Here is a 15,063-nt window from a genome sequence, read left to right on the forward strand (position 1 = left end):
TCAGACCACCGCGCCGGCGCGGTATCCCACGCCGCGCACCGTGGTGACGATCTTCGGATTGTCCGGGTCGAGCTCGACCTTCGCGCGCAGCCGCTGCACGTGCACGTTCACGAGGCGGGTGTCGGCCTTGTAGTGGTACCCCCACACCTGCTCCAGCAGCATCTCCCGGGAGAACACCTGCTGGGGCTTGGATGCCAGGGCCACCAGCAGCTCGAACTCCAGCGGGGTCAGGGCGATAGACGTCTCGGCGCGGCGCACCTCGTGCGCCGCGACATCCACCTCGAGGTCGCCGATGCGCAGCACGGCGGCGCTCGTGGTGCCGGGCCGCAGTCGGGTGCGGATCCGGGCGACGAGCTCCTTCGGGTTGAACGGCTTGACGATGTAGTCGTCGGCGCCGGACTCGAGCCCCTTCACGACGTCGGCGGTGTCGGTGCGGGCGGTGAGCATGATGATCGGCACGCCGGACTCGGAGCGGATGCGCGTGCAGATCTCGATGCCGTCCACGCCCGGCAGCATGAGGTCGAGCAGGATGAGGTCCGGACGCTGCGCCCGCCAGATCTCGACGGCCTTGGCACCGTCCGCGCAGAAGGCGGTGTCGAATCCCTCCGTGCGCAGCACGATGCCGATCATCTCGGCCAGCGCGGTGTCGTCGTCGACCACCAGGATCCGTGAACTCATCAGACCGGGTTTCGTCCTTCATCCGGCGCGGGATTACCGCGTACGCTCATCCGCGCCACCCCCGGGCGCTGTCCACAGCGTAGCCGAGCGCGCCGACCGCCGGGGCGGCCGCCGAGCGGGCACGGTGTGACACGATAGGGGGACGCTTCGCTGCGAGGAGGCTTCGTGACCGCGAATCCGACCTGGACGCCGGCATCGCGCCCCGGGATCATCCCCCTGCATCCGCTGGGATTCGGGACCGTGCTCGGCCGCTCGTTCGCGGCCCTGCGCCGCAATCCGCGGGTGCTCCTCGGCTTCGCGCTCGTGGTGCAGGTGATCTCCTTCATCGTGCTGATCGTCGCGGTCGGCGCCGTCGCGTTCCTGTCGTTCTCGCGGCTGCAGAACCTGCCGGCCGGCTCCCCGGACCACGACACCATCGCCGCCGGCTCCACGGCCATCGTGGTGCTGACCGGGTTCGTGCTGGGCCTGGCCGCCGCCGCCCTCGGCATCATCGTGCAGGCGGTGGTCGTCACGGATGTCGCCCACGGCGCTGTCGCGGAGCGGATGCGGCTGCCGGAGCTGTGGCGGCGGGTGCGGCCGGTGGCATGGCGGCTGATCGGATACACGGCGCTGGTCACGGTGGCGATGCTCGTCGGATTCGGTGCGGTCACCGCGATAGTGCTGAGCGTGTCCGCGCTGTCCGTGCCGTTGGCGGTCACGCTGACGGTGCTCGCGATCCTCGGCGCCATCCCGCTGCTGCTGTGGCTGTCCACGAAGTTGCTGCTGGTGCCGCCCGTGATCCTCCTGGAGCGGGCCACGATCGGCAGCGCCATGGCGCGCTCGTGGCGCCTGACCCGCACCCGGTTCTGGCCGATCCTCGGCATCGTCGTGCTGATCCAGGTGATCTTTGGGGCTATGGCGCAGGTCGTGACGATCCCGTTCTCGCTGTTCGGCGGGATAGCGTCGGCGCTGATCGCCCCGACCGGCGACCCGACGACCGGCGGCATAGTGACCCTCGTCGTCTCGCTCGGGCTCACCGAGATCGTCGTGCTGCTGATCCAGTCGATAGCCATCGTCGTTCAGGCCACCGCCACCTCGATCCTGTACATCGACAGCCGGATGCGGCACGAGGGCCTGGATCTCGACCTGCTGTCGTACGTGGAGCGGCGGGATGCCGGCGTCTCGCCGCTGGCCGATCCGTACACCGCGCACATCGGCCGCGTCTTCGCCCGGCCGCCGATGGCGCCCGCCTACCCGGGTTATCCGACGCCCGGGTACCCGCCGGCAGCACCGCCCGCATACGGCCCGCCGCCGGGGTACGGCACCGGGCCGGCGGCCGACCCGCAGCATCCCGCACCGCCGGCGCCGTCCTCGACCGACTGGACGGCCCCGGGGTCCGGCCAGGGGACTCCGTGAGAGCACGCCTCGCCGACGGCGTGCCGCCGCTCACGCCCGACGGGGACCAGGCGCGCCGGTGGGCGCAGCTCGAGCTGCGCGATCCCGCATACGCGGCAGCGCAGCCCACGCCGCTGGATCGGGTCGCGCGGGCCGTGCAGGAGTTCTTCACGGGCCTTTTCCGCGGCAGCCCGGATGCCGCGCTCGGCCTGTGGCTGGCGGTGGCGGTGGCCGTCGTGCTCGTCGCGCTCATCGTGATCGCCGTCGTCTTCTCCCGCCGCGGCCGCCTGTCGCGGCGCAGCGCTCCCGCGGCGGCGGAGCTTTTCGGCGACGTGGAGACCCGCTCCGCGTCTGCGCTGCGGCGGGCCGCGGCATCCGCGCTCGCCCGCGCGGACTGGTCCGAGGCGGTGGTGCTGCGGTTCCGGGCGCTGGCACGCGGGCTGCTCGAGCGCGGTGCCGTCGAACCGGTCCCCGGGGCCACCGTGCACGCTTTCGCGCGGGCGGCGGGGCATGTGCTCCCCGACCTCGCCGACGCCCTGGATGCCGCGGCCGGCGCTTTCGACGACGTGCGGTACCTGCGCCGCCCGGGCACCGCCGCGCTGTACGCGCAGGTCGCCGACGCCGACGACCGGGCGCAGGCGGCGTCCGTGCGCGTGCAGGCCGTGGAGAACGCGCGATGACGGCGACGGTCCCGGCGCGCGCGGACACGACCACGCGCCGGAAGCGCGCCACCGCATGGGTCGCGATCACGGTGGTACTCGTGGCCGCCGGCATCGGCGGGGCGGTGCTGTCCGGGCTCGGCCAGTGGACTCAGCGCAACCTGCTCGATCCGCAGTCGGCGGGACCGGACGGGGCGCGCGCGCTCGCACGGATCCTGTCCGACCACGGCGTCGACGTCCGCATCGCCCGCGACCGGGGCGCCGTCCGCGACCAGCTGCGCTCCGTCGGCGGCGCGGCGGGGATCCCCGCGGCGGCGACGCTGGTCCTCCCCGACAGTCCGCTGCTGTCGGACCCGACGTTCCAGCGCCTTGCGGACACCGCCGCCGACGTCGTCGTCATCCAGCCGCAGTCGCGCGGCGTGCGCGTGCTGTTCGGCGCCGACACCGCCGGCTACGGCGCCGACGCGCCGGTGCCCGCCGCCTGCGCCCTCGCGGCCGCGCAGCGCGCCGGCAGCATCCTGCCCGGGACCCTGTACACCGTCCCCGCCGGCGGCACAGCGACCGGGTGTTACAGGGTCGGGCACGACGTCGCGCTGCTGCAGCGGACGTCGGCCGGCAGCACCGCCACCGCTGTCGACGGCACCGAGCTGTTCACGAACGCCACGCTCGCCCGCGGCGGGAACGCCGCGCTCGCCGTGAACCTGCTGGGCGCGCACCGCACGCTCGTCTGGTACGTCCCGTCCGCGTCGGACGCCGACGCCGCGCCCCTCACGCTCGGCCAGCTCACCCCGTCGTGGGCGTCCCCGGTGATCCTGCTGCTCCTGGTCGCCGGTGTCGCCGCGGGCGTGTGGCGCGGCCGCCGGTTCGGCCCGCTGGTGGCGGAGAACCTCCCGGTGACCGTCCGCACCGCGGAGACCACGGACGGCCGCGCCCGCCTGTACGCCCGGTCAGGGGATGTCGTGCACGTCGCCGACCGGCTCCGCATCGGCACCCTCACACGTCTCGCGCGGATGCTCGGCCTGGGCGCCGCCGCCGACGCCGGGGCGGTCTCGGACGCCGTCGCCGACCTGCTCGGGATGCCGCGGGCCGGCGTCCGCGGCATCCTCATCGACACGGTCCCCACCACCGACCGCGAGCTGCTCGCGCTCAGCGACCGGCTGCGCGACCTGGAGCGCGCCGTGCACGCCGCCCTGCGACCGAACGATCCCACCGATTCCGGGAGGAACCGCCCATGACAGATCTGCACTCCGCCGAGCCGCGCAGCGACCAGGCGCCGGACACGGCCGACGCGGCGCTGCGCGATGCGCTGCACCGCGTCCGGCAGCAGGTCGGCCGTGCCGTGATCGGGCAGGACGGCGCCATCACCGGGCTGCTGATAGCGCTGCTGGCCGGCGGGCACGTGTTGCTGGAGGGCGTCCCGGGTGTCGCCAAGACGCTGCTGGTGCGCGCCTTCAGCCGCGCCCTGGGACTTGACACCAAGCGCATCCAGTTCACGCCCGACCTCATGCCCGGCGACGTGTCCGGGTCGCTCGTGTACGACGCCCGTACCGGGGAGTTCGAGTTCCGCAACGGCCCGATCTTCACGAACATTGCGCTGGCCGACGAGATAAACCGCACGCCTCCCAAGACGCAGGCGGCGCTTCTGGAGGCGATGGAGGAGCATCAGGTCACCGCCGACGGCGTGACCCGGCCGCTGCCGGATCCGTTCCTCGTCGCCGCGACGCAGAACCCGATCGAGCACGAGGGCACGTATCCGCTGCCGGAGGCGCAGCTGGACCGGTTCCTGCTCAAGCTCGTGGTCGCCGTCCCCGAGCGGGACGCCGAGCTGCAGGTGCTGCGGCGGCACGCGGACGGCTTCGACCCGCACACGCTGGACGGGATCACCGCGGTGGTCGACGCCGGCCAGCTCCGCGCGGCGCGCCGGGCCGCGGCATCCGTCGCCGTCACCGACGAGGTGCTCGGCTACCTCGTCGACCTCGCCCGCGCCACCCGGCAGAGCCCGTCGGTGCAGCTGGGGGTGAGCCCGCGCGCGGCGACGGCGCTGCTGGCGGCGGCGAAGGCATGGGCGTGGCTGGGCGGCTACCCCGCGATCACGCCCGACCACGTGCAGACGATGCTGGTGCCGACGTGGCGGCACCGCATCCGGCTCCGTCCCGACGCCATGCTCGAGGGCGTGTCGGTGGACGCCGTGCTCACCTCGGTGCTGCAGCAGACGCGCGTGCCGATCTGAGCATGTACCTCACGGGCCGCCTTCCCCTCCTGGTCGCGCTGGGTGCGCTGCCGGTGATAGCGCTGTCGGTCGCCGGGGTGGACGCGTGGCTGGCCGTCGCCGGGTGGACGGTGCTGTGTACGGTGCTGGCCGCGGTGGATGCCGCCCTCGCGGCCGATCCGCGCGCCGTGCGGGTGCAGCGCAACGTGCCGCGCCGGGCACTGCTGCACGCGGCCGTGGAGACCACGCTCACGCTGCGCGGGCCGCGCCGGCTGCGCGGGGCGCTGCGCGACGCATGGCAGCCCACGGCGGGCGCGCCGCCGGACCGGATCCCGGTACGGCTGGAGCCGGGGCAGCCGCTGCAGCTGGTGGTGCCGCTGCGCCCGCGCCGGCGCGGCGAGCTGGTCTCCGGCTTCGTGGTGCTGCGCAGCCTCGGTCCGCTCGGGCTCGCCGGCCGGCAGGGCCGGATCGACGCGCCCGGGGCCCTGCGGGTGCTGCCGCCGTTCACCGCGCGTCGGCACCTGCCGTCGCGGCTCGCCCGACTGCGCGAGCTCGACGGGGCGACGAGCGTGCTGATCCGCGGGCAGGGCACGGAGTTCGACAGCCTGCGCCCGTACGTACGCGGCGACGACGTCCGCTCGATCGACTGGCGCGCGACAGCGCGGGCCGGCACGACGATGCTGCGCACGTGGCGGCCCGAGCGCGACCGCCACATCGTGATAGTGATCGACACCGGGCGCACCTCCGCCGCCCGGGTCGGCGACGGGGTGCGCCTGGATGCCGCGATGGAGGCCACGCTGCTGCTGTCGGCGCTGGCGGCCCAGGCCGGCGACCACGTGCACCTCGTGATGTTCGACCGGGTCGTGCGCGGCCGGGTCTCCGGGGTCGACGGCGACACGCTGCTGCCCGCACTCGTGGACGCCATGGCCCCGGTCGAGCCCACCCTCATCGACACGGACTGGGATGCCGCTTTCGCGCAGGTGCGGGCCCTCGCCGTGCGCCCGTCCCTCGTCGTGCTGCTGACGGCGCAGGACGAGGCATCCTCGGCCCGCGGCTTCCTCGGGTCGTTGCCCGCCCTCACCGCACACACGCATGTGCTGGTGGGCACGGTGACCGACGCGGAACTCGCCGCGCGGTCTCGCGCGCGCGGCACCGTGGGCGAGATCTATCGCGCGGCCGCCGCCGAGCAGACGCTCGCCGACGCGGCCCGCGTGGCCGCCGCCGTCGGGCGCGCCGGCGCCGAGGCCATCGCCGACGGGCCCGAGCAGCTGCCGCCCCGGATCGCCGACCGCTACCTGCAGTTGAAGGCGGCCGGCCGGTTGTGAACGCCCGGCGCTGGCCCGGTGATGTTCCGCAGGTGCACAGGCGGCGTTGATAGCGTGGGGCGGGCCGTGGGACGACCCGGTGCGGCGATATCCGGCGGGGACGGCCCCGGGAACAGGACCCGGCATGTCCACCCCGACCCGCACCGCCCCGGCATCCCGCACGGCGGCGGCATCCCCCGCCCGCATCCCGTTACGGGCGTTGCTCACGTTCGGCGCCGTCGGCCGCGCACTGGTGGGCTGGATCGCCGTCGGCGGACTCGCACTGCTTTCTCCGCCGCCCACCTCGCCGCTGCTGGGCGCCACCCTCGCCGGCACCGTCGCCGTGATCGCGGTGTGCGCGTTCGGCGTCGTCCGTCAGGCCGAGCGCCTCGCCGCCCGACTCGGTGATCCGCTGGGAACCCTGGTGCTGACGCTGTCGATCGTCCTGATCGAGGTCGTGCTGATCGTCGCTGTCATGCTCGGTCCGGGCGAGCACGCCACGATCGCCCGCGACGCGGTGCTGGCGGTGTCGATGATCATCCTCAACCTTGTCGTCGGCCTCGCGCTGCTCACCGGCGGGATGCGCCGCAGCGCCCGGCGACAGGGGGGCCTGCGCCACAATCGGGCGGGCACGTCGCAGTATCTCGGTCTGCTGGTCGCGCTCCTCGCCGTCACGTTCGGGGCGCCGGAGCTCGTCGGCATCGACGGCGCCTTCTCCGCTCCCCAGGCGGCGGCGGTGGCGGCAGGCACGCTGGCCGTGTACGCGTTCTTCCTGTGGCGGCAGACGGGCGCGCAGGCCGCGGACTTCGTCGAGGTCGCCGTGCCCCCGCCGGCGGCGGGGCATGCCGTCCGCCGTGCGGTGCGGGCTCACCGACGGGAGCTGGCCGTACGGGTCGTCCTGCTCGCGTTGACGATGCTGCCGATCATTCTCCTCTCGCACGATCTGGCGGGGATGCTCGATCACGGCCTCGCCCTGCTGCATGGCCCACCGATGCTGTCGGGGTTGGTCATCGCGGGGATCGTCTTCCTGCCCGAGGCGATCACGGCCGTGCGAGCCGCGTGGGCGGGCCAGGCGCAGCGCGTGAGCAACCTCTGTCACGGCGCCCTCGTCTCGACGGTTGGGCTGACCGTGCCCGCGGTGTTGATCGTCGGGCTCGTCACCGGCGAGAATCCGGTGTTCGCGGTCGATCCCGCCGGCGCCCTCCTGCTGGCGGTGTCGCTGGCGGTGTCCCTCACGACGTTCGCCGGCCGGCGCGCCACCGCCGCACACGGCGCCGTGCACCTCGCAGTGTTCGCGCTCTACGTCCTCGTCCTGTCCGCGCCCGCGTGATGAACTCGCCGCGAACCCCGTGTCGTTCCGCGGTGAAACCTCGCGGATGCCGATAATCTCGCGACTGCAGGGAAAGGAGACCCATGTCGACGACGACGACTGCCCCCACACTGGTCACCCGGATGATCGCGGAGGCGATCGGCACGCTGGTGCTGGTGTTCGCCGGCATCGGCACGGCACTGTACGCGGTGGACGCCGCCGTCGGCACGCTGGGCACGCCGATGGGCGTCGGCCACCTCGGCATCGCCCTGGCGGTCGGTCTCACGGTGCTCGTCGGCGTCTACGTCTGGGGGCCCATCTCCGGCGGCCACTTCAACCCCGCCGTCACGCTCGGGATGGCGATCGCCGGGCGGTTCGCCTGGCGGGACGTGCTCGGCTACTGGGCCGCGCAGGTCGTGGGCGGCCTCGTCGGCTCGACGCTGCTGGTCCTGGTGGGCCTGTTCGGACCGGACGGGTGGCTGAGCCGTGCGCAGTCGGCCGGGTTCGCCAGCAACGGCTTCGGCGAGCACTCCCCCGGTGGCTGGGGCATCGGCGCGGCGATCATCGCCGAGGTGATCCTCACCTGCGTGTTCGTGCTCGTGGTGGCCGGATCCGTCAGCTCGCGTGCGCCCGTGGGGTTCGCGGGAATAGCGATCGGCCTGGCCCTGACGCTCATCCACCTCGTCTCGATCCCGATCGACGGCACGTCGGTGAACCCGGCGCGCTCGATCGCCACCGCGGTGTACGGCGGCGTCGCGCCGCTGGCCCAGCTGTGGGTGTTCATCGTGTTCCCGCTCGTGGGCGGCGCCATCGCGGGAATCGTGCACCGCGCCCTGTTCCCGGAGCCCACTGTCCGCTGACGCTCAGATATGAAAGCTGCCCGCCCCGAACGGGGGCGGGCAGCTTTCGTGCGGGGATCACTCCAGGTCGAAGCGGTCCAGCTCGGTGATCTTCGTCCACGCGGCCACGAAGTCATCCACGAACTTGCCGGCGGCGTCGTCCGCGGCGTACACCTCGGCGACCGCGCGCAGTTCGGCGTTCGAACCGAACACGAGGTCCGCGCGCGTGCCGATCCAGCGCTGCGCGCCGGTGGCGACATCCGTCCCCGCGAAGGCGTGCGAGCCCGGGTCCAGCGGCGCCCACTGCGTGCCCATGTCCAGCACGTTCACGAAGAAGTCGTTCGTGAGCACGCCCGGCCGGTCCGTGAACACGCCGAGCTTCGAGCCGTCCCAGTTCGCGTCGAGGACCCGCAGGCCCCCGACCAGCACCGTCATCTCGGGCGCCGTGAGGGTCAGCAGGCTCGCCTTGTCCACGAGCAGATGCTCGGCGGGAAGCTCCGCCGCAGCGGCCGCCGGTCCGACGTAGTTGCGGAACCCGTCGGCGATCGGCTCGAGGTACCCGAACGACTCGACGTCGGTCTGCTCCTGCGCGGCGTCGGTGCGACCCGGCCGGAACGGCACGACGACGTCGTGACCGGCATCCTGCGCCGCCTTCTCGACGCCGGCGTTGCCCGCCAGCACGATGAGGTCGGCCAGCGACACGGACGTGCCGAAGCCGTCCTTGATGCCGCGCAGCACGTCCAGCACCTTCCCGGAGCGGGCCGGGTTGTTGACCTCCCAGTCCTTCTGCGGAGCCAGCGCCAGGCGGGCGCCGTTCGCGCCGCCGCGCTTGTCGCTGTCACGGTAGGACGCCGCGGCCGCCCACGCCGTGGACACCAGCTCGGACACCGTCAGGCCCGACGCGAGGATCTGCTGCTTGAGCGCCGCCGCGTCCGCGTCGTCGATCAGGGTGTGGCCGACGGACGGCACCGGGTCCTGCCAGATGAGCTCCTCGGCGGGGGCGAGCGCCCCCCGGTAGCGGATCGCCGGACCCATGTCGCGGTGCGTGAGCTTGAACCAGGCGCGCGCGAAGGCGTCGGCGAAGGCATCCGGGTCGTCCCGGAACTTCGCCGAGATCGGCCCGTAGACGGGGTCGAAGCGCAGCGACAGGTCGCTCGTGAGCATGCGCGGCTCGCGGCGGGCGGTGGCGTCGTGCGCCATCGGCACCATGTCGGCGCCGCCTCCGTTCACCGGCCGCCACTGCTTCGCCCCGGCGGGGCTGTCCATCAGCTCCCACTCGTAGGCGTACAGGATGTGGAAGAACTCGTTGTCCCAGCGCGTCGGGTGGTAGGTCCAGGTGACCTCCAGCCCGCTCGCGGTCTGGTCGTCGCCCTTCCCTGTGCCGTGCGCGTTCTTCCAGCCGATGCCCATCTGCTCGATCGGAGCGTCCTCCGGCGAGGGGCCGACGAGGTCGGCGGATCCCGCGCCGTGCGTCTTGCCGAACGTGTGACCGCCGCCGATCAGCGCCACGGTCTCCTCGTCGTCCATCGCCATCCGCTTGAACGTCTCCCGGATGTCGCCGGCCAGCTCCACCGGGTCGGGGTTGCCACCGACGCCCTCGGGGTTGACGTAGATGAGTCCCATCTGCACGGCGGCGAGCGGATTCTCCAGCTCGCGCGTCGCGCCCGGCGTGTAGCGCGCCTCGTCGCCGAGCCACGTGCTCTCCGAGCCCCAGTACACGTCGTCATCCGGCTCCCACGCGTCCACCCGTCCGCCGCCGAACCCGAATGTGGTGAAGCCCATCTGCTCGAGCGCGACGTTGCCGGCGAAGATCATCAGGTCGGCCCAGGAGACGGCCGAGCCCCACTTCTTCTTGACCGGCCAGAGGATGCGGCGCGGCTTGTCCAGGCCGGTGTTGTCCGGCCAGCTGTTCAGCGGCGCGAACCGCTGCTGACCTGAGTTGCCGCCGCCGCGGCCGTCGGTCACGCGGTACGTGCCGGCGCTGTGCCAGGCCATCCGGATCATCGCGGGCCCGTAGTTGCCGAAGTCGGCGGGCCACCAGTCCTGCGGCGTGGTGAGCACCTGCTCGATGTCGCGGCGAAGCTCGTCGAGGTCGACGTCGGAGAAGTTCCTGCGGTAATCGAACTGCGCGCCCAGCGGATTAGTCGCGGGCGGATTCTTCGCAAGGATCCGCAGGTTCAGCCGGTTCGGCCACCAGGTTCGGGCGCTCGAGCCGCCGGCGCGGCTGACGCCACCGACGACCGGGCACGCGCTGCCCTGCGCGGCGGCGGCCGATTCCTCGGCCGTGGGCGTGGGAATGATGCTCTCGGTCTGGTCGATGACGCTGTCGGTCATGGTGTCCTTCCTGTGGTGGAGTGGTCGATGAGAGTCAGCTGGATGCCGCGTCCTGGGCGGCCGCACAGTCGGCGCACACGCCCCAGAACGTCACCTCGGCCTCGGTGATCCGGAATCCGTGCGTGTCGGACGGCGCCAGGCACGGCGCCTCGCCGACGACGCAGTCGACATCCGCGACCGCGCCGCATTCCGTGCAGGCGAGGTGGTGGTGATTGTCGCCCACGCGCAGCTCGAACAGCTGCGGCCGACCGGCCGGCTCGATGCGGCGGGCGAGCCCCGCCTCGGCGAAGTCGTTCAGCGCGTTGTACACGGACTGCAGGCTCGGGTGCTCGAGGGCGGGCGCCACGCGCGCGTACACGTCGTCGGCGCTGGAGTGCGGGTGCTCGCGCAGCGCCGTGAACACCGCGCTGCGCGAATCGGTCACGCGCAGCCCCGCCCCGCGGATGGCGGCGGCGGGCTCGAGGGCGGGTTCGGAGGCGGGCATGCCTCCCATCCTACCTTTTATTTGATCAAACCAAAATTACTGGACCCCACGCCTTTCCGGTTCGGGGCGCATCCCTGCAGATACGACTGCAGAACTACGCCCCAACCGCCGGAATGCGCCCCGGACCCGCTATCCCGCGCCGAGCCGGGCCATCCGGCGCCGAGCCCGCTATCCCGCGACGAGTCGCGGCGTGCCGGCCTCGCTCTCGGCGAGGTCCCCCGTCTCCCCCGACCGCGCCGCCCGGCGCCCCACGACGAGCATGTAGAACAGGAACACCGCGAGCGCCAGCGCCCCCAGCAGCACCTTGACCGGCCACGGCCAGGGCTGCGGCGTGATGAACCCCTCGACGGCGCCGGACAGGGCGAGCGAGAACACGAGCCCGATGGCGACCGTGACCAGGGCCCGTCCGGCCGCGGCGAGCGCCTCGCCACGGGGGCGCCGGCCGGGTGCGACCCACGCCCAGAACACGTGCAGTCCCGCGGCGGCCGCGACGAACACGCTCGTGAGCTCCAGCATCCCGTGGGGGGCGATGAACTGCCAGAACACGTCGCCGTGCCCGAGCGCTGTCATCACCGCGCCGGCGGTGCCGACGCCCACGGCGTTCTGCATCACGATGTACAACGGCCAGATCCCGGTGATGCCGAACAGCACGCACTGCACGGCGATCCACGCGTTGTTGGTCCACACCGTGCCCGCGAACACTGCCGCGGGGTTCTCCCGGTAATAGCCGGTGAACCGGTGCTCGGCGTAGTACTCCAGGTCCGCGCGGCTGCCCAGGGCTGCCAGCGCGCTCGCATCGGAGGCGATCCAGATCGCGACGAGCGACCCGATCACCGCGAAGCCCAGGGCCACCGCGAGCGTCGTCCAGCGCAGCCGGTACAGCGCGGCGGGCAGCTGGTGCAGGAAGAACCGCGACAGCGCGCCGCGCGTGTCGGTGCCGCTGCCGGTCAGGCGCAGCCGGGCGCGGGCGAGGATCGTGGACACGTAGTCACCGAGCGGAGTGCGGCCGGCACTCGTCTTGATGTCGGCCAGATCCGCGGACGCGGCGCGGTACCGGATGACGAGTTCGTCGACCTCCCGGCCGCGCAGGCGCCGGGCGCGGCTGAGCTCGTCCAGCCTGTCCCACTCGGTGCGACGGGCGGCCGCCAGCGCGTCGAGGTCCATGTGGTTCACTGTAGGTCATGGCCGTCGAACCCATCGCGATAGTGCCGGACGAGGTGCTCACCGGCGAGGCCGTCGCGCTGGACGTGCAGCCGCTGGGGTTCTTCCTGCGGGCGCTCGGCACGCTGATCGACGTGCTGGTGGCGGTGGCGGGGATGCTGCTGCTGGCGTGGGTGTCGGGCTGGATGCTGGGCGAGGACATCATCGGCACCGATGTCTCGAGCATCCTCAGCATCCTCATGATCGTGCTCGTCACCGTCGTGCTGCCGACCGCGGTGGAGACGCTCAGCCGCGGCCGCAGCATAGGACGGCTCGCGGTCGGGGGACGCATAGTGCGCGCCGACGGCGGCGCCGCGGGATTCCGGCAGGCGCTGATCCGGGCGCTGGTCGGGGTGCTGGAGATCTGGATGACGCTGGGGGGCCTGGCCGCGCTCGTCGGCGCTTTCACGCCCCGGTCGCAGCGGCTGGGCGACCTGCTGGCGGGCACATACTGCCAGCGCACCCGCACGCCCGCGCTGCCGGCGAGTGCGCCGGGGCTGCCGGCGGCGCTGGGCGAGTGGGCGCAGGTCGCGGATGTCACGCGCCTGCCCGATCCGCTGGCGCGCCGCTGCGCCCAGTTCGTCCGGCAGGCGGAGCGGATGCAGCCCTCCGCACGAGCCAGGCTCGCGGCATCCCTCGCCGACGAGGTGGCGGCGTTCGTGTCGCCGCTGCCGGCAACGGATGCCGAGACACTTGTCCGCGCCGTCGTGGCGGTGCGCCGCGAGCGGGAGTACGCCGCGCTTCGGCTCGAGGACGACCGGGTGGCCGGGCTCGTCGCGCGCACGCCGGCCGGCCCGCGCGGCTTCCCGCAGCGCTGAGCGATCCCGGCGGCGCCGCGCCGGCGGTTGCCGGGTTCTCATGCAACCCTCATCTCGGATTCGTTGACAAGCCCGGTCAGGCTTGGCCAGGGTCGGGCACAGATGCCGTCCGGCACAGCCAGATCGAGGGAGAGTGGCGATGAGAAGGACTGCTGTCATCGCGGCGCTGAGCGCCGTACTGCTCACCGGCGGGGTGATCAGCGGATGGGCCTCGGCCGCCGCACCCGCCGCCGCCCGCGGCATCGCCGCGCACGCTGACGCCGGGCACCCCGGCAACGGCGCCAAGACGTCGATCACCGAGCGCGTGTGCGATGGGCTGGCCGACGCCTCCGTGCCGGCAAAGGAGATCGGGCTGCCGACCACCGGGGCCACGGTCACGAAGACGACGTGGGTCGTCGACGGACGGGTCGGGCAATGCCAGGTGGTGGGCGACATCCTGCCCGTCGACCCGCAGGCGCCACCCATCGAGTTCCAGGTGAACCTTCCCGCGAATTGGAACCACCGCGCCCTGCAGCTGGGCGGCGGCGGATACGACGGGTCCCTCGTGACGGGCCTGGGGACGTACCCGCTGCAGCCGGCCGGACAGAAGACGCCGTTGCAGCAGGGCTTCGTGACGCTCGGCTCGGACGGCGGCCACAAGGGCAGCGGCGGGTTCGACTCCACGTTCGGCCTGAACGACGAGGCGCTCGCGAACTACGGCACCGAATCGATCAAGAAGACCCACGACGTGGCGATGGTGCTGATGAAGCGCACGTTCCGCGCGACGCCGAAGTACTTCTACTTCATCGGGTTCTCGCAGGGCGGGCACGAGGCGATCAACGCGGCCGGCCTGTATCCGAAGGACTACGACGGCGTCGTGGCCGGCACCCCGTCCTACAACGTGGCGATGATGCACGCGGGCATCGGATCCGTGTACCGCGACGCGCTGTACGCCGACGGCGGGGCGGGCTGGCTGAACCCCGCGAAGACGCAGCTGCTCGTGAAGGCGGTGTACCGGGCCTGCGATGGCCTGGACGGGCTCAGCGACGGCGTGATCTCGAACGTCCGGGCATGCCAGCAGACATTCGACGTCACGACGCTGCGCTGCGCGGCGGGTGCCGACACCGGTGACACGTGCCTGTCGGACGCGCAGATCCGCGCCGTGACCGAGATCGCCAGCCCGCACAACATCGGGTTCCCGATCGAGGGCAACGCGGTGGCCGCGGGCGCGCCGATCCTGTACGGCGGCACGTACACCGTGTTCACCCTGGGCACCGTCTCGCAGCCGGCCAACCCGGCCAGCGGAAAGGAGGCGTTCCAGTACTCGGTGCTGAACGCCCTGGCGACGAACATCGTCACCCGCGACCCGAACTACGACACCCGCACGTTCAACCTGAACGAGTGGGCGGACCGGATCCAGAAGGTCGGCGAGCAACTCGACAGCACGAGCGTGGACCTGTCCACGTTCGCCCGGCGCGGCGGCAAGATGATCCTCACGACGGGTCTGGCCGACGACGGGATCTCGCCCGAGAACACGATCCAGTTCTACCAGCGGCAGGCGGCCGCCTTCGGCGGCAGACTGGGCTCGTTCCTGAAGTTCTACACGATGCCCGGCTTCTCGCACGGGTTCGGGCCGTACAGCGTGACGTATGACGCGCTGCCGGCGCTCATGAACTGGGTCGAGAAGCACAAGGCGCCCACGCACCTGCACACGATCGACGCGAACGCCGCCAACAACGGCCGCACCCGGCCGCTGTGCGAGTACCCGTCGTGGCCGAAGTTCACCGGTCACAACCCCGACAAGGCGTCGAGCTTCACCTGCGTGACGCCCTGAGGCCGGGACGCCGCGCCGGCCGCGCGCGCATCGTCATCCGGC

Annotated in this window: 13 protein-coding genes; 9 read left to right on the top strand and 4 right to left on the bottom strand. The window is 72.6% G+C overall.

The window, feature by feature from the left end; translation table 11 throughout:
* Positions 1 to 678 (bottom strand): MtrAB system response regulator MtrA, encoded by a 678-nt coding sequence (mtrA, locus tag GH740_RS06090; protein ID WP_153745197.1) that lies wholly within the window; start codon positions 676 to 678, stop codon positions 1 to 3.
* A 165-nt stretch (positions 679 to 843) separates the two neighbouring features.
* Between mtrA and GH740_RS14285 the strand changes: the two genes are divergently transcribed.
* The 7 genes from GH740_RS14285 to GH740_RS06125 all read left to right on the top strand — a co-directional run bounded on the left by GH740_RS14285 (position 844) and on the right by GH740_RS06125 (position 8,393).
* A complete protein-coding gene (locus GH740_RS14285) occupies positions 844 to 2,073 on the top strand; it encodes a glycerophosphoryl diester phosphodiesterase membrane domain-containing protein (RefSeq protein WP_153745198.1) in 1,230 nt (409 codons plus the stop codon).
* The gene (locus tag GH740_RS14290) at positions 2,070 to 2,732 is read left to right on the top strand and encodes a DUF4129 domain-containing protein (protein ID WP_172978313.1); all 663 of its coding nucleotides are present in this window, start codon (positions 2,070 to 2,072) and stop codon (positions 2,730 to 2,732) included. The genes GH740_RS14285 and GH740_RS14290 overlap by 4 nt, the downstream gene beginning before the upstream one ends.
* Positions 2,729 to 3,946: a DUF4350 domain-containing protein gene (locus GH740_RS06105; protein ID WP_153745200.1), complete on the top strand. Its 1,218-nt coding sequence runs from the start codon at positions 2,729 to 2,731 to the stop codon at positions 3,944 to 3,946. The genes GH740_RS14290 and GH740_RS06105 overlap by 4 nt, the downstream gene beginning before the upstream one ends.
* Positions 3,943 to 4,941: a MoxR family ATPase gene (locus GH740_RS06110; RefSeq protein WP_153745201.1), complete on the top strand. Its 999-nt coding sequence runs from the start codon at positions 3,943 to 3,945 to the stop codon at positions 4,939 to 4,941. The genes GH740_RS06105 and GH740_RS06110 overlap by 4 nt, the downstream gene beginning before the upstream one ends.
* Before the next feature lie 2 nt (positions 4,942 to 4,943).
* Positions 4,944 to 6,245, top strand: a complete 1,302-nt coding sequence (locus tag GH740_RS06115; RefSeq protein WP_153745202.1) for a DUF58 domain-containing protein — start codon at positions 4,944 to 4,946, stop codon at positions 6,243 to 6,245.
* Positions 6,246 to 6,369: 124 nt separating this feature from the next.
* On the top strand, positions 6,370 to 7,554 hold the full coding sequence (locus GH740_RS06120; RefSeq protein ID WP_153745203.1) for a calcium:proton antiporter: 1,185 nt from the start codon (positions 6,370 to 6,372) through the stop codon (positions 7,552 to 7,554).
* 83 nt (positions 7,555 to 7,637) lie between these two features.
* A complete protein-coding gene (locus tag GH740_RS06125) occupies positions 7,638 to 8,393 on the top strand; it encodes an aquaporin (protein WP_153745204.1) in 756 nt (251 codons plus the stop codon).
* Positions 8,394 to 8,450: 57 nt separating this feature from the next.
* Here GH740_RS06125 and katG read toward each other — a convergent pair whose 3' ends face one another.
* The 3 genes from katG to GH740_RS06140 all read right to left on the bottom strand — a co-directional run bounded on the left by katG (position 8,451) and on the right by GH740_RS06140 (position 12,354).
* On the bottom strand, positions 8,451 to 10,706 hold the full coding sequence (katG, locus tag GH740_RS06130; RefSeq protein WP_153745205.1) for a catalase/peroxidase HPI: 2,256 nt from the start codon (positions 10,704 to 10,706) through the stop codon (positions 8,451 to 8,453).
* Positions 10,707 to 10,740: 34 nt separating this feature from the next.
* The gene (locus GH740_RS06135; protein ID WP_253941271.1) at positions 10,741 to 11,190 is read right to left on the bottom strand and encodes a Fur family transcriptional regulator; all 450 of its coding nucleotides are present in this window, start codon (positions 11,188 to 11,190) and stop codon (positions 10,741 to 10,743) included.
* A 168-nt stretch (positions 11,191 to 11,358) separates the two neighbouring features.
* Positions 11,359 to 12,354, bottom strand: coding sequence for a stage II sporulation protein M (locus GH740_RS06140; RefSeq protein ID WP_153745207.1), 996 nt, complete (start codon positions 12,352 to 12,354; stop codon positions 11,359 to 11,361).
* Between the two features lie 17 nt (positions 12,355 to 12,371).
* On the opposite strand from GH740_RS06140, the gene GH740_RS06145 reads away from it, so the two are divergent.
* Together GH740_RS06145 and GH740_RS06150 are read left to right on the top strand one after the other, a co-directional pair.
* Positions 12,372 to 13,208 (top strand): RDD family protein, encoded by an 837-nt coding sequence (locus tag GH740_RS06145; protein WP_153745208.1) that lies wholly within the window; start codon positions 12,372 to 12,374, stop codon positions 13,206 to 13,208.
* A gap of 139 nt (positions 13,209 to 13,347) precedes the next feature.
* Positions 13,348 to 15,021, top strand: a complete 1,674-nt coding sequence (locus GH740_RS06150) for a tannase/feruloyl esterase family alpha/beta hydrolase (RefSeq protein ID WP_153745209.1) — start codon at positions 13,348 to 13,350, stop codon at positions 15,019 to 15,021.
* Positions 15,022 to 15,063 lie beyond the last annotated feature (42 nt).

This window comes from Microbacterium sp. SYP-A9085, assembly GCF_009649635.1.
Lineage (GTDB): Bacteria > Actinomycetota > Actinomycetes > Actinomycetales > Microbacteriaceae > Microbacterium.